Source organism: Peribacillus sedimenti, from assembly GCF_046237635.1.
Classification (GTDB): Bacteria; Bacillota; Bacilli; order Bacillales; family DSM-1321; genus Peribacillus; species Peribacillus sedimenti.
The window spans coordinates 1,525,247-1,543,943 of the sequence record NZ_CP143547.1; the positions used below are offsets into that span (position 1 = coordinate 1,525,247).

Sequence of the window (18,697 nt, forward strand, 5' to 3'; positions counted from 1 at the left end):
GGAATAATTTGCTAAAATAAGATGGTAATATAAAATAGGGGGAGATTTTTTGAGATTTTTATTGAAGACCATCTTAATTTTTACATTAGTGATCGGTGTCTCGTTATCGTACTTGCACTCTACTTCAGAAGCAGCAACTGTCAGTTATCTAAAAGATACGAGGTATTCTTATATTTATAATTTTTTAGGTTCGCAGAAGATTTATAAGTTTGAAGGTAAAGAAAAATCAGGGAATTTATGGGGGATCTCTGATTTAGGTCGATACTATCCTACATATGCTGAACTAGAAGTTCAAAATAAGAACGGTTTCTTCCTTCAAACTCGTAATGATACGGATATTTATAGATCAATACAAGTCATTAAGTTTCCAATGAAAAAAGGATTGAAATGGTCTGTGAAATCAGAAAGCGATATTAAATTAGATTTTACTATTTTATCTACTAATAAAACTGTTAATGTCCGTGCCGGAACTTTTAAAAATGTCGTAGAAGTTAAAATGCATTTGGAAGGTTTCGATAAAGGAAGTTACCAGAAAGAATACTATGCAAAAGGTGCAGGGTTAATCTTAAGTAGCAGGTATATAAATAATAAGTATGCAGGAAAGAGTATTGAGTTGATAAAGAAATATCGCAACACAAAGTAAAATAAAGTTTAGGGTCCTGATTACAGGACTCTTATTATTGTACATCCGGAACATTTTATGTCATGAAATTTTGGGGACTTGTTCAAAGAAGGCGTTGATCCAGGAAGGATTAACGGCCGTTTTATTGAATTCCTTTTATGGAGCTAACGGGGCAGGTTAGTGGAAGAAGTAAAAGCAAACTGCATAATAAGAAATATGTTAAAATGAGGAAAAGTTTATCTAATAAGGGTGAGGTGTAATGATGAATTTACTTACAAGCATCTTTGTCGCTACTGCCTTCTTCATATTTTCATATCTAATCTGGAAACGGAAAATGCTATTCCTTATTATCGGTTACGAGGAAAAAAGATTCTTCGGTGATAAGAATACTCTGGCTAAAAGAGTAGGCTATATTTTAGCTACGATGGGTGTACTGACCCTATTAGTTCCTATAATGAGTCCGATATTTGGTAGCGTTGTGATGTACATTTATGTGAGTACTGTCATTATTTTAGTTATTGTAGGTTCTTTGTTCCATACACTTCCTTATTTGCGTATTTAGGAAATCGAGTCTCTCGTAAAATATTGATGCATTAATCTAAAAAGATTAATGCATTTTTTCTGGATCCTTATGAACCAGGGACAGGTTAGCTGACGAAAAGGTATAATCTAATTGATGTACTTAAATGAGGAACCCGAGGTAAATGCGATGTATCAATTTGAAAAAGAGGCACAAAGAAAAGAAAAGACATATAAGATATATGTGGTTTTATTTGTTATTTCTGCATTGATCAATGTAATTTTAATGTTTACAAATGATAGCATCCTTCGCGGAGTAGTTAGTCTTTTACTTTTTTCTATTATCCTCTATCACGGTTTAAAGAAGAAAGACTGGGCGGAATTAATCGTGAAATTTGTGGTTTGGATACATATATTTTTACTGTTGATTATAATTCTCACTTTGACAATCAAGTGATAAAGTATGTGCCTTATTGAGCTAACGGGACAGGTTAGCTCAATAAGGTTGGTTTGGGTAATATAGCATTAGAGGTGATATTATGGAGGAGTTTTTATTTTATTTACTTGCCTTCTTAGGTGTTTTACTGATGCTTATTAGCGTTATTAATATGTGGATTATTGACACGAAAAACAAGAAAAGTGAAGAAAAGAAAAGTAAATCAAAATATATTAAGTTACTGATTGTTGGGGGAATTGTTTTTATCTTTTCCCGTGTCTCACAAGGACAACTTCTTTAAACGGTGAAGCGTTTTAAACAGGTGCCAGAGTTCCTTCTTGTGCTACCAAACAAGCGGCATTTGTTTTTCGACTATTAAAAATTGATACGGCTTCTTTGACTAACGTGGGGAAAAGCTGAAGATCAGAAGCTCTTTTTTATAACTTTAAATCGTAGTAAATAGAAGAACGGAGAAAGAAAATAGGTAAAAGTATGGGCCGAATATTATTGAGTTTATCAGCTATTTTATCTTTTATAGTATCAATCTTGAATTTAACAAACGGTAGATATATTAATGGGACAGTTATGGCGATTGTTTTTGTTTTTACGTTAAATGAACTAATAAGGCAATTTAGAAACAAGATAAAAAGAAACTAATGGGTTCGTTAATCTAGGAAGGTTATATGCTTATATAGTACAAATTTTAAGGGAGCTATTATGATAAACACATTTGAAACTAGATATTTTTACATTGTCAGTCCGAATGATGAAAAATTCATTAAATGGAATACAGTGAAGGGCATTCTTAATGAAGATATTATAGATGATTATGTAATAATCTCTGATTTAATGGGTCAAGATGTTCGAGAAAAGTTTGGAGAAGAGTATGATGTTTGGGAAATTACTAAAGAAGAATTTGAACAGAATATAAAACCTAAGATGAAATAAGGTAACGGAGCAGGAGAAGAAGATTGTGAAAGGTTGTACTTAAACTATAGGGGGCGTTAGTTGAAGAAGGATTGTCTACTCAAAGGCAAAAAGCCCCACTCAATTAAGGGCTTTATACTTTATTACATCTAAATTGTACTTTTTTGTCCTCCAATGTTTTATATCCATTTAAAACATTTAGGTTAAACTAATTAATAACGTTGATGTTAAGTCTTTTCTTATACACCATTTCTTTCTATGTTATACGAAAGTGAATGGGCGGCATGGTGTAAGTCAGTAAAATTGTAATTTTAAAGGATCTCTTCCGATTGGGAGGGGTCCTTTTACTTTGTTAGTAGCAGGCACTTTTTCGCAAATGTATGATAGGTAGAAGGGTTTTCATCAGTTAACTGAACCGGTGGAAGCTCTTTTTTTGCATCTGGCAGTCATATGAGCTGCTCCTTTCATTTTCAGTGGAAGAAGGAAGAAGCATCGGAGCCTGAAAAAATTAATAAGGTATAGTATAATTAAAATATACAAAAAACTCTGAATATTTACTCAGAAGGGATTTTTGTACATACTTCAATGAGAAATCCAAAAGAAAAAAAATGAAAAGGGGAGATGCTTGTGATAGAAAATCAGTACTATTCTCAGGAATTGCAAGGACCTTTCGAGGTCGAATCCATCGGAGAACTGAAGCTAGAAGAAGGAGGAATCATCTCTGACTGCAGGATCGCCTACCGGACCTATGGAGAGCTCAATGAGAAGAAGGACAATGTCATTCTTATCCCGACCTGGTACTCAGGTACAAGCAAGAACATGGAGGCATATATCGGACAAGGGCGAGCGCTTGATCCAGATCGATACTTTATCGTCGTGGTGAATCAAATTGGAAGCGGTCTCTCAAGTTCCCCTCATAACAGCCCCGATCCCATCTATGGACCGAACTTCCCGTTTGTCAGGATATCCGATGACGTAAGAGCACAACATATTCTCCTAACCCAGAAATGGGGCATCAAAGAAATCGCACTTGTTATAGGAGGTTCAATGGGTGCCCAGCAGACTTACGAGTGGGCAGTTCGGTACCCGGATATGGTAAAGCGAGCAGCCCCAATCGCAGGAACCGCAAAAAACACCTACCATGACTTCCTCTTCACTGACACTCTTATTGAAGCAATCACTTCAGACCCTGGCTACCAGAAAGGCAATTACCATGACAACAGCGAAGTGTCGGATGGATTAAAGCGCCATGCAAAAATTTGGGCTACGATGGGTCTTTCCACCGAGTTCTACCAGCAGGAAAAATGGAAACTGTTCGGGGTGGATACAAAAGAGGCATTTATCACCGAATTTATGGAGCCCTTGTTTTGTTCAATGGACCCGAACGACCTCTTGTGCATGGCGTGGAAGTGGCAGCGCGGGGATGTAAGCACAATGTATGGAGGAGATCTCGCAAAGGCACTCGGCACCATTAAGGCAAAGGTTTTTGTAATGCCAATTGATGAAGACATGTTCTTCCCGGTCCGCGATTGCGCCGCTGAACAAAAATTAATTCCAAACAGCGAACTGCGGGTGATTAAAAGCATCTGCGGTCACTTTGGATTGTTCTGTGCCGAAGGCGGGGAATACACGAACCAGGTGGACAAAATTCTATCAGAACTCCTCCAGACAGAAATCGCCTTGCACCTATAGGACTGATGTAGAAGGCAATCAAACTTTAATGCTAAAGGGTCTTTCAACAGTTTACTAAACTGGTGGGTGACCTTCTTTTTTTTACTAGGCATGTAGGGAAAATCAATATCTCTCCACTGAGATTGAGATGGGCGATATGACTCTTGCTAATCAATTTCATAACCTGCATATTGAGGGGGAGAAGGTCCGCTATGCGACACGATATACAACGGAATGAACGAGCTTCTCTTCAAAGGAAGTAGCAGAAGAAGTGGGCAGTGCAACTCCCACAGTTCGAAAGTAGGGACAGATCTTAGACACAACACCCGTATGCTACTAAGACAGGTTTAGGCTTATAAATTATAAATCGGCAAATCAATAACTTCGCCCAGTAATTTTATTCTCTTGGAAAGAGATGAATATTTACGCATGTGCTCCAGAGCCGATCTAGTCAAAATGAAGGCAGGAGGACGTACGGAAACAAAAAGGATCCGGAAAACACTTGAAATAATTTTCCTGAAATCTTCCATTTTTTTATCGGTGAAATACTGGGAATCTTCTTTCTACTCTTTGTCAGTCTACAATCCTTGTAATCACACAAGCTATTACCATACCTAATGCCGATCATAGTGCACGTACACTGAACCATATAGTATCACCTCTCTTTCTATAAACGTTTGAACAACCTTGAATGAGCCGAATCCCCTCATGTTATTCCATTGACATAATTTACGGCTTGTTCCAATTTCCCAAATGATTTAGTTGAATCGAATTGGACACTGGAATGGACTAACTGCCTTGCTAATTCCGGTCCAACCCCAGATAAAACTACCTTAATCCCCGACATATGCATGCTGTCTATCAAGGTCTTGAACATAGGCACATTAGTCACCATTCCGATACTTGTCATTTTGGAGACGTCTACAATTAGGTATTTAAGATTCAGTTTCTGCGCATTTTCAATCAATCTAATTCCAATTTCCTCGAACCTGTCAGTATCCATCCCGAATGGCGTCGGCATCATCGCAAAGAGGCCGACTGTGCTTGAAAGAGGAATTAAATTAGAAGCCACTTCCTCTAGATGCTTCTGATACTCTCCCATCTTCTGCCTGAATTCGGCTTCCTTCTCTTTCTTCTCTGTTTCATAATCCGTCACATCTTTCCAAGTTAGCATATAGCCTTGCTCGTTATCCCCGTTCATGAATTTCTTAATTACAATGCTTGCGGTAAGCTCATGGAATAAATTGATGGTGGTTTCATGAGGAAGCGCACCTTGTAAAATACGTCGCTGTTTAGAGACGTTCTGGTGGAACATGCTAATGTTCTTTCCAATTATGTCTTCTGCGCTCTTTATAGGAATATACTTGCTTAGTCGCTGAATCAGGCGTTCGGAGTATTCATTAATCCAGACGATATCGAAATTTCCATCGGCAATAAAAATGTTCTCCCCAATTGCATTTAGGACATTCTTGGTCTCCGTACTTAGTGAATAATTCAAATGATTCCCTCCCTTTAATCTGCCTTTTTTATAAATATAAACGTCTATGACCTAGAGTTCGAGCAGTAATTACAGAAACAGCGCCGAATCTTATGACTCGACGCCTGGGTCATGAAAGCCCTAGCACGCTCTTTTTGTTTCCCGCCGAAATGACGCGATGGAATCACGCATTTCATCTAGCCACCTCATGGCGTTGACCATTCTCGGAGTATAAAATCAAGCAAAGGGAACATGTCGACACTGAAACATAAGAAACTGCCCTGAGCTCCGCCTTATCCAGCGCCTTCCTATGTGTGGACGGCCATCCAGGCAAATAAAAGCTAAATTAGCACATGAGTGCTTAACACTCGCATTTTATGTGATATTTCGCATTAATGGATTCAACACGACTTAAAACTTTGCTTAATATTATAAGATGTGTACGCAGCCGTGAGAGAGATAGGAGACATTGGAGGAAGGTAGTGTTTATGCACAAAAGATTATTATTCAGCCTTGTGTTCTTATTTTGCTTAGCTTTTACTTGCAAAATATTACGCATTTTATTATGTTAAGGATCGGACTATTTGAACCAGCCTTTTTCCTTTGAATGGGTTATAGCCTCAATTCTGTTCTTCACTTCGAGTTTATCTAAGATGGCAGAAATATAATTACGGACCGTCCCTGTTTTGATACTTAGCTGATCAGCGATTTCATTCGTGTTTTTCCCATCTGCCACAAGTTCTAATACTTCTTTTTCTCGCTCGGTAAGCGGATTTTCCTGATTGTACGCATCGTCCATTAATTCAGGTGCGTAAATACGTTTGCCGGCCATAATGCTGCGGATTGAACTTGCCAATTCTTCGCTTGGACTATCCTTGAGTAAATACCCTTTTACTCCTGCTTTTAGTGCTCTCTGGAAATAACCAGATCGAGAAAAGGTTGTTAATATAATCACTTTACAATTTAGTTGTTGTAGTTCTTCTGCTGCCTCCAAACCAGTTTTCCCGGGCATTTCTATATCCATGATGCAAACATCCGGTAGAAGACGCTGGACAAGGGTAACAGCTTCTTCACCATTGCTTGCCTTTCCTATAACCTCCATGTCCTCTTCCAGGTTTAAAAGTGAGCCTAAAGCCCCGAGCAACATTCGTTGATCTTCTGCTATTACAATACGAATCATCCGCCTATTCCTCCCCAATCGGTTTGCTTAACATCGTTCGGCACTTTAATTATTAACTCTGTTCCATCCTGGCTGTAAATATCCAGACTCCCATTAACGAATTCCAGCCGTTCTTTCATACCGGCCAGCCCATTACCTTTAGCCAGGTCACTTTGTGTCACCTTTCCGATTCCGTTATCCTTAATAGAAATGATGACTTCGTTCCATGTCTGATCTATTGCAATGTAGCAAGTAGTGGCATTGCTATGTTTTACTATGTTGGTAACGGCTTCCTTTAGGCACATGCTTAAAATGTTTTCGGTAAGCAGTGATACATTTGTCAATGATAAGTCAGGCTCACTATCCAGGTCGATTTGTGCAGCTTTCAGGATTTGTTTTACACGAATGATTTCATCCCTCAACCTGATGCCGCGCATCTGTGAAACCATCTTCCTTACTTCATTTAAAGCAGTTCTTGCTGTTTGCTGTACGTCTTTCAATTCATTCTTTGCTTCTTCCGGGTCCTTATAGATTAGCTTTCGTGCCAGGTCGCTTTTCAAGCCGATCAGTGAAAGTTTCTGCCCCAATGTATCATGAAGATCCCGAGCTATGCGTTGCCTTTCCTCCAGCTTAACAAGTTCTGAAATTCGCTTATTGGCATCTTCCAATTTTTCTTCCAACTGGTCCATTTTTTTCCGGCTCCGAATAGTGAAGGGCATTAATATAACGCTTATCCATATGATAATAATAAATGGCAATTGCATTAAGTACGAATCTGCATGCAAGAAAAAATTAAAATTGATTGCAACAGATGTAATTATTAAATGAATAATATATAAAATAATGAAGGGAAGGCGGTCTTTTATATTTCCTATTAGATAAGCTATATAAAAAGCGAAATAAATATAATGAAAAACGATTGCTGTTGTTATGGAAATAACAATTAATATGCTGGTCCATATATAAATAGACCAACCCTTTGAAATAAATGCAAATCGAAATGTTATAAAAAATAAAATCGTTAATAGAATACCCATACTGATTTCGATTTTGGATGATGACTGAAAAATGAAATAAAACGGGAGAATGCTTAGGACTGCCCATATATATGGAGAAATCCCAGTGCTTTTTAAGGTAACCATATAACTTTTGAACATTCTTGGAACCTCTTTTTAATGAAAATTGTGTACTTATATTTTATCATAAGGCTTATTTCACAGGTTGCTGTTGTTTTCCGCAAGTAAACACAACACGCATTTACCAGGGATTTCGTGGTATCTTTTCGTATAACCTTAAAGGAAAGCTTACCTAATGAACAAATATTTAACTTCCAAAAGCAACAAAGTTTACGGAAAGAGCCTCACATAAAGAATTTTTGTGGCTTAGATGGTTTGATGCGGCAAAGGCCTCCATTTCATCCTTCGTAAAGGACCGGATAGGCTATGAAAGCTTTGTTCCGGACAGATTGAAGTAAAATGGAAGCCTTTTGTAGTAAGATTATTTTGATGCTGATTTTAAAGCTCCATAACCTACAAATTTTTTATTTTGTTGGTCCCATAGTCGAAATTTTAATGAATTCAGACTCGTAGAAAGTGTAATGGTCGGCACATTCTGTAACGGCGCAGTATTTTTATGGACTTCCTCAAGTTTATAATTCGGTACCCTTGGGCTTAAATGGTGGACATGATGGAAGCCGATATTGCCAGTGAGCCACTGAAGGAGTTTTGGAAGTTTATAAAATGAACTTCCTTCGACTGCTGCTTTAACAAATTCCCATTCTTCGTCTTCTTCGAAATATGAATCTTCAAATGTGTGCTGTACATAAAAAAGCCAAATTCCCAAAGAGCCAGAAATTAAAAAGATTGTTCCCTGAACTAACAGAAAGGACTCCCAGCCCAGTGCCCAACAGAACAGACCCGCCAATGAGGCAATTGCCAAGTTTGTTATATACGTGTTCATCTTTTCTTTAAATCTGGCCCCTTTTCGGTTAAACCTATTCTTTATGAGGAACACATAAACAGGGCCTAATCCGAACATGACAATGGGATTTCGATATAAACGATAGGAAGCTTTCTTCCAGAAAGAAGCGGCCAAATATTCTTCAATCGTTAATACCCAAATGTCCCCAGTCCCGCGCTTATCGAGGTTACTGCTGGTTGCATGATGGACGGAATGATCATGCTGCCATTGGCTATAGGGGAACAACGTTAAAATGCCAGTCAATGTACCTAGCACTTTGTTTGCCCGACGGTTTTTAAAGAACGAGTGGTGGCAGCAGTCGTGAAAAATAATGAACATACGAACCAAAAAACCCGCTGCAAACACTGCTATTACCAAGGTTAATAAATAGGAAATGCTTAGGCTTTGATAGGCAAGGAACCATAATACAAAAAAAGGAACCATTGTGTTAATTAGCTGCCAGATGCTGGCTTTCATATTGGATTTTTCAAAAGGAGCAACTTGCTTCCTAAGATTTTTAGTATTTTCATTGATCATCTACATCTTTCCTTTCCTCATATGATTGGTTTACAACAGTATATATGGTAGGAATTTTTTTTTGCAGACATAGATGTCATACATCAAGCATGACAAATGTCATGTCTGACATTTACATGTTACAAGCATATCGACGGGAATTCCCCTTTTGCATAGAAAAAGCTCAACCATAAAGGATTGAGCTAGATAGATACCAGAAAGTGACTCTTTTTTTCATATGACTGTTCTTATTTTCAAGATGTTCTTTTACTCTTTTTGTTTCGTACTTAGTATGCTGAACCTACATAATCCAGGGCTAATTCTCGTACCCAGTTACAGACTACGCTTTTTCTTCTTCAACTAAAGGGACAGGTGAGTGGAAGAAGGAAAATAGGAGTTAAGGATAGAATATTTGTTCTTAAAGGAAAAAGAGGAGAAAATCCTAATGGAAACTATGGAATTTAAAAAGATAGTGGATTAAATTGTTGTCTCTAACGGATTGATAAAAAGAAGAAATAGTATTTAGAGGGTGAAGATTTAAGGGTTGTACTTGGGTTGCAAAAATCAAGTTATTCTTCAGGCTATTACTTTAATTTAGGATATATAATAAAAGTCTTAAATGACAAGCACGAAGTATACGGACGGAAATGTACGGTTGAGATTTGATCTTGAACTGGATGGCAGCACCACCGACATAGTTGATATCAAGATGTGTTAAAAGACCAATTCATTAGTGAGTTAGTAAGAAACATCAAGCACAATGTATCATCAATAACAAGCATGGAGTCTTTAAAAAATCATATTTTAAAAGAATCCGTTCTCCTATATCAGACTACGCTTGCTACAAGAGAATTCCTTACAATTGAATAAGTCTTATTCTATGAATGGGAGCGTTGATCCAGGAAGGATTAACTGCCTTTTTTATTGAATTCCTGTTATTGAACTACCGCGGCAGGTTACCACAAGTAGTGTTAATGTTTGTATAAAGACACCTATTGTAAAAGGGGAATGTCTTGAATAGAAAAATCGGCGTTATTTTATTTATTTTCCTCTGTTTGTTAATATGGCTGTACTTTGCAATATATGAATCTTCAATAGGTAACTGGTGGACAGTCAATGTGATAAAACATGCAACTGAAGATTCTGTTCAAATAGGTGTCTCATTAGTAAGGGTGTTAGTGGGGATGGTAATATTTACTTTGAGTGGCTTTACAATCTATTTACTGCTGAGAAAGAGAAATTAGTCCTTAATGCACTAACGGGTGTGTTGGTCCAAGAACGGGCAGGTTATTTCAATTAGAAAGCTATTAAAGTCGTGGTGAAAAAGACTTATTTAAATTGAAACATAAACTGGTAGTTTTGTTACAATTACTTACGTAGAAGTAATTAACATATTAAGTTAAAAATAAGGAATAGGAAATACAATGACAAATTTTATGTACATATTCTGCTTAATAGTATGGGGACTTAATTTTATTGCAGTGAAAATTCAAGGAACACCAGTCAGTTTGGAATTATCATTAACATATCGATTATTAATGACAGCATTTTTATTTTGTCTTCTTGTTTGGTTCCTTAAACCAAAGGGAAGACCAAAAAGAAAAGATATCCCCTTTATAATTGTATTTGGTGTATGTAATTTTGCATTAAGTTATTTGTGCCTTTATTACGCCACAATTTTTAGCTCGGCTGCAATTGTAACATTAATTTTTTCGTTAAAAGTAATACTGACTCCGATTGCTCTCCGTGCTTTTCTAAAAGAGAAATTACATCTTCGCGTTTTACTTGGGGGAATTCTAGGGGTATTTGGTGTATGTGTCCTTATCTATCCGACCTTACATAATTTACAAGGACTTACTGTTTTAAAAGGAATAATGGTTGCTTTGTTAGGTACGATTCTTACAGCTGTTGGTATGCCAGTTCTGCAAGAAATGCTAAACAAAAAGTTGATCCTATATATGCAAATGCTATTGGCTTTACTGTGGGCAGTTTTTTAATGGTGGTAATTGTATTGTTCAAAGGACAAAAAATGATACTTCCAACATCAATTACATATTTATCTGCTTTGCTTTATTTAACTTTGATTGCATCTTTTATGGCTTGGTTATTTTATTTAAAACTTGTAGCAAAAATTGGAGGTGCAAAAAGCGGGTATATGGTAGCCCTTTTCCCAGCAATTGGGGGGATAGCTTCTGTTTTAATTGGTGAATCAGATCCATCAATTTATTTGGTAATAGGTTGCCTATCTAGCTGTATTGGAGCAGCAATTGCTTTAGGGTTTAAAATTCGAAGACAGAATAAGAATATACCTTTAAAAACTCACTAAAAAATGGACTTCTTAATTAAGGCTTATTAAGCTACCATGAAAATTAAATTCTGTAACTTCAGGAAAATGGCCATACTTAAATAGACGCAGTTCAATCAGTTTTTTAAAAAGGAGAGCGTCTGATTCCTGAATCGATTATTGAAAGACTAGGATGCTTCCGAAATGGTCACTGTATATCCTAAGTTCTCCAGTCTCCGAACCGAATGCCGTACGATTGAAACTTGTCTTTGCTTGTCAAAGTAGTCCTCACCCAAATCAACATACATTTTTTTTCGGGTGAGAAGGTAATACGCGATACGCAACATCGCATGTGCGACTACAATGGCTGCACGTTTCTTTCCTTTTCGTCCGGCTGTCCGCCTGTATAGGGCACCGAGATAGTTCTTCGAACCCCTTACTGATTGGGCTGCTTCAGTTAAGGCAGAACGGAGATACTTGTTACCTTTTTTGGCTCTTGCAGATTTCCGCTTTCCAGCACTTTCATTGTGGCCAGGAACCAAGGCTGCCCAGGAACATAAATGTGCAGCACTAGGAAACTGCGAACCCACATTAGTACCAATTTCAGCGAGTATTTGTTCAGCCATCCTTGTGGCTATCCCAGGAATGGAGTCAAGCCGTTCGATATCTTCCTGATATTCGCTTACCCTCTCGGCAATTTCCTTGTCGATTATCTCGATCTGTTCAGTGAGGAAATCAATATGAGTCAAAATTGTTTTAAGCATTAATCGCTGATGTGGGTTTACATAGCCTCGAAGAGCCAGCTCAAGTTCATCTTTCTTCTTTTTCATTGTACGGCGTGCCAAATTTGATAGTTTCTCAGGGTCGTCTTCACCGTTTGCGATAGCATGAAGCATGTCCTTTGCCGAAACACCCATGATGTCCGAAACGACAGAACCAAGTTTGATGTTCGCTCCTTCAAGCACCTTTTGAATCCGATTGTGTTGCCGGGCACGTTCTTCGATAATGCTTCGGCGATAACGGACTAGTTCCCTAAGCTCCCGTTGTGTCCTGTTCGGGATAAAGCTTGCCTTTAACAATCCGTGTCTTAGTAATTGGGCAATCCATTCGGCATCTTTCACGTCGGTCTTACGACCGGGAAGAGATTTCATATGTTGGGCATTGACCACGAGAAATTCAATACCTTCAGCTTCCAACAGATTGACGACTGGTTTCCAGTAAACACTTGTACTCTCCATCGCAACGTGACTGCACTTTTGTTCCTTAATCCAATCGATTAGATCCAAGAGGAAGATTGTTTTAGTAGAAAACGTGCGAACCTCCTTTCCTTCAGATGTCATGATGCAGGCAGTAATATTGTCCTTATGTACATCCAGCCCGCAAGCTCTTTCAATGATTACATCCATTGAACTTTTCCTTTCTTGGCTAGTTAAAATAGAGGCTGGTGCAGCAACCAGAATTAGGATTAATCTACCATAAGTGCTTCCCCGGAAGGGGAGCGACAGTCGGTGGTGCACCGTGGTCGTTGGAGTCAGACTAACGGATGGGCTCTATGGCACCATAGTTCATCGACCTTCCTCATCCAGCCTAAGAACAGTATCGACGGTTTGGAGCCATTTTCATTCTCTGTGGTGAATCGCCGGTTTTGCGATTCATGGAGGGCTAACGGGGGCGTTGATCCAAGAAGATTTACGGCCTTTTTTATTGAATTCCTCTTATTGAACAAACGGGGCAGGTTAGTGGAAGAAGAACTGCTATAATTTGAGAAGGTTAATTGCCAAGTAGAGGTGAGTTTAATGCATTTCCTTAAAAGCCAGTTTGTAAATATCTGCATAGTTGGCTTAATTCTTATGACCATTGTGAATATCATCGTAGACAACGATATATTTACAGGATATTTAATATAATCTGTTTTATCTTGATATTGGTCCTGGGAATCCTAAAGAATAAAAAACCTGATTAATTGATACCAAATATTTTAATTTGAATAAATGCTGGCGTGCAAAAGATTTTACTTCTTTTACTAATGGGGCAGGTTTAGATAAATTAAAAATAAGTCTTTTTATTGCCAAAAATACAATTGATTTAAAAGGCACTTAGCAAAATGCTTAGTGCCTATATTTGAGCTAAACCTTTTCTGATTGCCTTTTAATAGGGATATAAATGTCCATCACTTTTTTTCTGAACCGTGACATCTTTGATCATACAGTTCGAACTCGGTCGTACCAGCATGTTCATAACCCGTCTTTGGAAACCACTCTGTAAAGATCTTATTCCAGGTGGTTTGAATGGTAAGGCTGAAAGTTTGGTCATTTGCCTTTGGAGTTGTGAAAACAGCATACTCTTCCTCCGGAATACTTCTGTATACCATTCCTTCAGGTGTTACAGATCCTTCCTCAACTTCCATACCAATCAAGTAAATAAATTCACCTGTCTCCGGATTAAAATCAGTACAGATACCGAGCTCTTGGTTCTTATATACCGGGTTTGGAATCCTGCAGCCTAAACTGTTTTGCATGTATTGTTGCCAGAATTCCGGGATATCCTTATTGTTCTGGCCGTCAACATTTCTCGTTTCGAGTTCGAAGCCAATGACGTGAAAAGCTGGTTTCGTGATTACTTTAGGTTCCATGCTATTCCCTCCTAATAATTGGGGTATATCTAGGCAGGCTTTTCCGATTAAGGGCCCAGCTAATCTGTTAGAGTCACGGTACTGCTTTGGGGAGACTCCATAGAGCTTTTTAAATGAACGATTAAAAGATTCCTGGTATTGAAAGCCTGTATCAAAAGCTATATCGATCACCTTATCACCTGAATAGTATAATCGCTCGGCCGCCCTCGTAAGCCGCCTTTTTCTTACGTAGTCCATTACAGACTCACCGACCATTGCCTGAAATACACGGTGAAAATGAAAAGGAGAAAAGTTAGCAAGCTTAGCTAGCCCTTCCAATGTTACCTGCTCATGCAAGTTCTCCTCAATATAATCCACTATTTGTTGCATAATTTCTTGATAACCCACTTATCTTCACCTGCCTTACACTTACTATAACAGCAATTAAAAACTTGCTCTTAACATTTTTTGCTATATTCAAGCCATATCCTTAATAATTATTATCAAGGTTACGAGCAGGTTAGTGGAATAACAGATACAATCGATATGTAATCTTTAGGAGGGTTAGAAATGTTTGAGGACGGATACTTTTCAAATGAGAATTACACCGGTGACCACCTTCATATAAATAATTGGACAGATGATTTAACTCCTTACCTAGAGGCTGTTGCTTGGGAAAGACAAGATAGATCAATGGACATATTTTTCGATGATTTGGAAGATCATGAAGAGTTTATAGCTCTATTTGGCGCAAAGGAACATTATTATGATGAATTTAAGGGGGTATTTTTAGGAAACGCGAAGACAGATGACGATGCCTATGAAGTGTTTCGTAAGTGGGTCGCCAACGTGTTATATCCTTATAGAGATAGGAAAGACAATAGATAATATTGTGATATTGAGGTTTTCCAAGCTCTTAAGGCCCGCTTTTCTAGCTGAACTATAGGGGCAGGTTAATTCAACAAGGAAAGTCTTATTATTTCGAATTGAACCATATCGTGAAGGAGCAAAATAAAATCTCAATAAATAATCAAAGTACCCTTGCTGGGGTACTCTGGCAGCTGGTTAAAATAATAGTATTAGTTTCCGAGAAAAAATAAACACTTTATTTAAACGCATAATTAAATAAGCCGAAATATAAAGGTCCAACTAAGAAAATTAATGTAATTCCGATAATTGCTAGTTTAATGGATTGAGGTGTATCTTCGTCACCTTCAACCTTTTCATTGAACTTTTTGAAACTAAAATAAACATCCCATATCAAACCAATTACAAATACAAATTTCCATACAAGAGGAGTAAGAATCTGTGTACTAGTAACGTAACCAAATAAACCTATCCAAGTAATTACGGAAAATAGAAAATCTATTATACCAAGAGTTTTTTTACAGCCAGTTATGAGTATTGCAATAGCAGCGATTGCTAAAATCACTAAGTAGCAATACCAAAAAATATCTATCATAAATTTTTCTGTTCTCTCCCTTGAATTTATTGATTTCATTATAAATGAAATGAAATCAAATTAAATATGGATAACATTAATACATATTTCGAGGAATGTGCAATAGAAGAGAAGGTGGTTTTTGTTCTTTGGTAGCCCTCCTGAACTAACGGAGCAGCTTTTAAAAAATAACGTTGAAAAGTCCAAATATTCCGTAAACCATCATATAATAAGAAGAAAGAGCTTCCATTAAAAAAGGCCTTAAAATAGAATTATTATTTTGGAGGTATGCAGGTGAGAGCAGCAATTTATAGTACCTATGGTCCCCCTGAAGTTATGGGTATAAAGGATGTCGAACAGCCATCCATCAAGGAACAAGACAGGGTGCTGATTCGTGTACACAGTGCATCTGTCAATACTTTAGACTATTTGTATCGAAAGGGTTATTTACCAACAAGGTTGGATAATGGGTTAACAAAACCAAAAAATCCTATACTGGGCATAGATGTTGCGGGGACTATTGAGGCTGTCGGTGAGAATGTTCGCAAATTTAAGGTGGGTGATCACGTTTTCGGGAGTTGCTTCGGGTCCCATTCTGAATATGTCTCTCCACGTGAGAATTTCCTAAGTCATATGCCGAAAAATATAACTTTTGAAGAAGCTGCTGCTATTCCGTGTGCTGCTCAAACTGCGTTACAGGCATTGAGAGACGTAGCACAGATAAAAACCGGGCAAAGAGTTCTCATCTATGGAACTTCAGGGGGCGTAGGACACTTTGCTGTTCAACTTGCAAATTACTATGGGGCTGAAGTAACTGCTGTTTGTAGTACCTCCAATTTAGACTGGGTTAAAGATCTTGGGGCACATTATATCCTTGATTATACTAAGGAAGATTTCACTGATCATAGAAATAAATACGATGTTATTCTGGATGCAGTTGGTAAGCGTACCTTTTTCAGTTGCATACGCTCTTTAACCGAAAAAGGTGTTTATATTACTGAACACCTGTTTTTTCCTAAATACCATCCGTTTCAACTTATGATTGGTACATTTTTAGGTGCCAAAAAAGCAAAGATTCATTTTACAAAACCAAATGATGGAGACTTGGCTTTTTTAAGTAGTCTTGTGGAACAAGAAAAATTAAGACCTGTTATTGAAAAATGTTATCCTTTGGAACAGATTGTAGAGGCTCACCAGCACATTGAAAGTGGGCGTACAAAGGGGAAGATTGTTCTTAGAGTCAAATAAGGTCCTTATAGAACAAACGGGGCAGTCTGGGTGTAAGAACGTACTTCTTAACTAAAGGGGGCAGATTAGTTGAACAAGGAATTAAAACAAGCACTGAATCGAAAACTATCGAATTAAAAACAAGTAGGTCATTAAGATAGTTATAAACAAGTAAAAGATTTGATTTGCTATGTGTTCTTTAAGCAGGAATCCTTCTACACATGATAAAGCACACCCCAGTGCAATGATAATATAATGATAATCAGGCAAAACACCAGTGAATATGATTAGAAATAGTGCAGCCATTAACACTATTTGTGTATAGAATATTGGTTTAATGCGTTTTTGGGTTTCGGACTTCATTTCAGAGTTTGCCATCAAACACCCACTCCATTTTTGTTAATTATATATCAATAATTGGTAAAAAGAGATGGTTTAAAAGCTTCGGTAATTGGATCTAATATGTAAAAAATATAAAAGGGTTATGAGTGTTTCAAATCCGGAACTCCGCTATCTTAAAGAGGCAGTTTTATTAAAGAAGGAATATAGATGAATAGTGAAGAATAAAGCAGCATTTATAAAATTTTTCTAGGTGTGAGGAAATGACGACAAACAATGAAATTATTGGGTCTAAAAGTATCCCTTTTAGATTGATAGAACAAAAAGAAGAAACAAATAGTCTAGTTATTGTTTTACCTGGGGCTGGTTACACAACACAAGCTCCATTATTACACTTTACAACAGGTTTATTCTACACTAAAGGTTTTGATGTATTACATATTAACTATACATTTAGTAGGCAAGAGATGTCTGCTCTGAATGAAAGGAATTTAGCAAGAGATGTTCAAGTTGCAATTGACAATGCCATCAAGGACAAGAAATACAGTAATTATTATGCAGTTGCTAAATCGATCGGAACAAAAGTTTTGAGTTATCTGCTGGATAACACAATGTTTAAAGATGCAAAAGTAGTTTGGTTGACACCGATACTTCAAAATGATGATGTATTTAATGCAATGGTTAACAGTAAAAATAAAGGACTTTGTATTTTTGGAGAAAAAGATAATGTTTGTTTTATTTTAGATCGCTATGAACAATTGAAAAATATTCACAATCTTATATTAAAAGTGGTTGATGGTGGAAATCACAATTTAGAACTTGATAGAGAACCAATACAATCTATTGAGATGTTAAAAGGTGTAATGTCTGTAATTAATGAGTTTTAAAAATGGGCGGAAACAAGAAGTAATAATAAATTTACAAGCTCGTCCTTCTTTGAATAACGGAGCTGCTTCTTTGCGGCTTTTTTTATTGTGCTAAAGGGGCAGGTTAGTTCAGTTTTTTCCTTTTTTACAAAGGGCGCGACAAAACTGTTACTGGTATATTATTTCCTTAATGGCAAATTATTAGCGAGAATATTGAGTGTAAATTTAATAGGGAGAATTAATTGAAAAAACCAATTAAAGTTATAAGTTTAACATTACTGTCACTTGGACTACTTATAGTTGGAGTAATTTACATGTTATTTTTGGCATTTTCACCTGATAAGTTTAATCAAGACAGATGGTTAAATAAACCCGAGGAACGAGTAGATATGGTTGACAGTCTGCTGTCGGAAGAAAGGGTAAAAGGTAAGACAAAAGCAGAAATAATAGACCTTTTGGGAAAGCAAGAGGAAGAGTTATATTTTAAAGAACTACACAATCTTGTATATTATTTAGGCAGCGAGAGCGGTTTTATGGCTGTGGAGAGTCAATGGCTGGTAATTTGGTTCGATGAAAAAGGCCAAGTCACTGATTATGAGATCAAAACAGATTAAAACAAAATAAGTTAAAAGGGATGGTAAAT

19 protein-coding genes and 1 pseudogene are annotated in these 18,697 nt (G+C 37.2%); 13 read left to right on the top strand and 7 right to left on the bottom strand.

Annotated features, from left to right (window positions below):
• The first annotated feature begins 49 nt into the window (after nt 1–49).
• The 6 genes from V1500_RS07550 (at nt 50) to V1500_RS07575 (ending at nt 4,196) form a co-directional block, all read left to right on the top strand.
• Complete coding sequence (locus V1500_RS07550) at nt 50–643, top strand: hypothetical protein (RefSeq protein ID WP_409304955.1); 594 nt, start codon at nt 50–52, stop codon at nt 641–643.
• Between the two features lie 238 nt (nt 644–881).
• The gene (locus V1500_RS07555; protein ID WP_409304956.1) at nt 882–1,184 is read left to right on the top strand and encodes a DUF3784 domain-containing protein; all 303 of its coding nucleotides are present in this window, start codon (nt 882–884) and stop codon (nt 1,182–1,184) included.
• Nucleotides 1,185–1,295: 111 nt separating this feature from the next.
• Entirely contained in the window at nt 1,296–1,598 is a 303-nt protein-coding gene (locus V1500_RS07560) for a hypothetical protein (RefSeq protein ID WP_409304957.1), read from the top strand.
• Nucleotides 1,599–1,680: 82 nt separating this feature from the next.
• Nucleotides 1,681–1,878, top strand: coding sequence for a hypothetical protein (locus V1500_RS07565; protein ID WP_409304958.1), 198 nt, complete (start codon nt 1,681–1,683; stop codon nt 1,876–1,878).
• A gap of 416 nt (nt 1,879–2,294) precedes the next feature.
• A complete protein-coding gene (locus tag V1500_RS07570; RefSeq protein WP_409304959.1) occupies nt 2,295–2,525 on the top strand; it encodes a hypothetical protein in 231 nt (76 codons plus the stop codon).
• Nucleotides 2,526–3,131: 606 nt separating this feature from the next.
• Entirely contained in the window at nt 3,132–4,196 is a 1,065-nt protein-coding gene (locus V1500_RS07575; RefSeq protein ID WP_409304960.1) for an alpha/beta fold hydrolase, read from the top strand.
• Between the two features lie 685 nt (nt 4,197–4,881).
• Here V1500_RS07575 and V1500_RS07580 read toward each other — a convergent pair.
• The 4 genes from V1500_RS07580 to V1500_RS07595 form a co-directional block, all read right to left on the bottom strand.
• On the bottom strand, nt 4,882–5,673 hold the full coding sequence (locus V1500_RS07580) for a hypothetical protein (protein ID WP_409304961.1): 792 nt from the start codon (nt 5,671–5,673) through the stop codon (nt 4,882–4,884).
• Between the two features lie 559 nt (nt 5,674–6,232).
• Nucleotides 6,233–6,832, bottom strand: coding sequence for a response regulator (locus V1500_RS07585; protein WP_409304962.1), 600 nt, complete (start codon nt 6,830–6,832; stop codon nt 6,233–6,235).
• Nucleotides 6,829–7,968, bottom strand: coding sequence for a sensor histidine kinase (locus tag V1500_RS07590; RefSeq protein ID WP_409304963.1), 1,140 nt, complete (start codon nt 7,966–7,968; stop codon nt 6,829–6,831). The genes V1500_RS07585 and V1500_RS07590 overlap by 4 nt, the downstream gene beginning before the upstream one ends.
• 340 nt (nt 7,969–8,308) lie before the next feature.
• Complete coding sequence (locus V1500_RS07595) at nt 8,309–9,307, bottom strand: fatty acid desaturase (RefSeq protein ID WP_409304964.1); 999 nt, start codon at nt 9,305–9,307, stop codon at nt 8,309–8,311.
• Between the two features lie 534 nt (nt 9,308–9,841).
• Between V1500_RS07595 and V1500_RS07600 the strand changes: the two genes are divergently transcribed.
• Nucleotides 9,842–9,952 (top strand): hypothetical protein, encoded by a 111-nt coding sequence (locus V1500_RS07600; protein ID WP_409304965.1) that lies wholly within the window; start codon nt 9,842–9,844, stop codon nt 9,950–9,952.
• Between the two features lie 758 nt (nt 9,953–10,710).
• A pseudogene (locus V1500_RS07605) lies at nt 10,711–11,612 on the top strand (DMT family transporter).
• Between the two features lie 146 nt (nt 11,613–11,758).
• Here V1500_RS07605 and V1500_RS07610 read toward each other — a convergent pair.
• The gene (locus V1500_RS07610; protein ID WP_409304966.1) at nt 11,759–12,976 is read right to left on the bottom strand and encodes an IS110 family transposase; all 1,218 of its coding nucleotides are present in this window, start codon (nt 12,974–12,976) and stop codon (nt 11,759–11,761) included.
• A 102-nt stretch (nt 12,977–13,078) separates the two neighbouring features.
• Here V1500_RS07610 and V1500_RS07615 point away from each other — a divergent pair, with 102 nt between their 5' ends.
• A complete protein-coding gene (locus V1500_RS07615) occupies nt 13,079–13,330 on the top strand; it encodes a hypothetical protein (protein ID WP_409304967.1) in 252 nt (83 codons plus the stop codon).
• Nucleotides 13,331–13,740: 410 nt separating this feature from the next.
• Here the strand turns inward: V1500_RS07615 and V1500_RS07620 are convergent, their stop codons facing one another.
• Nucleotides 13,741–14,571, bottom strand: coding sequence for an AraC family transcriptional regulator (locus V1500_RS07620; RefSeq protein WP_409305943.1), 831 nt, complete (start codon nt 14,569–14,571; stop codon nt 13,741–13,743).
• A 180-nt stretch (nt 14,572–14,751) separates the two neighbouring features.
• Here V1500_RS07620 and V1500_RS07625 point away from each other — a divergent pair, with 180 nt between their 5' ends.
• Nucleotides 14,752–15,069: a hypothetical protein gene (locus V1500_RS07625; protein ID WP_409304968.1), complete on the top strand. Its 318-nt coding sequence runs from the start codon at nt 14,752–14,754 to the stop codon at nt 15,067–15,069.
• 217 nt (nt 15,070–15,286) lie between these two features.
• Here V1500_RS07625 and V1500_RS07630 read toward each other — a convergent pair whose 3' ends face one another.
• A complete protein-coding gene (locus V1500_RS07630) occupies nt 15,287–15,643 on the bottom strand; it encodes a hypothetical protein (protein ID WP_409304969.1) in 357 nt (118 codons plus the stop codon).
• A 273-nt stretch (nt 15,644–15,916) separates the two neighbouring features.
• Here V1500_RS07630 and V1500_RS07635 point away from each other — a divergent pair, with 273 nt between their 5' ends.
• The 3 genes from V1500_RS07635 (at nt 15,917) to V1500_RS07645 (ending at nt 18,668) form a co-directional block, all read left to right on the top strand.
• Nucleotides 15,917–16,870 carry an NAD(P)-dependent alcohol dehydrogenase gene (locus V1500_RS07635; RefSeq protein ID WP_409304970.1) on the top strand — a complete coding sequence of 318 codons (954 nt, stop codon included), beginning with the start codon at nt 15,917–15,919 and terminating at the stop codon, nt 16,868–16,870.
• A 581-nt stretch (nt 16,871–17,451) separates the two neighbouring features.
• Complete coding sequence (locus tag V1500_RS07640; protein WP_409304971.1) at nt 17,452–18,075, top strand: alpha/beta hydrolase; 624 nt, start codon at nt 17,452–17,454, stop codon at nt 18,073–18,075.
• Between the two features lie 221 nt (nt 18,076–18,296).
• Nucleotides 18,297–18,668: a hypothetical protein gene (locus tag V1500_RS07645; protein ID WP_409304972.1), complete on the top strand. Its 372-nt coding sequence runs from the start codon at nt 18,297–18,299 to the stop codon at nt 18,666–18,668.
• Nucleotides 18,669–18,697: the final 29 nt, after the last annotated feature.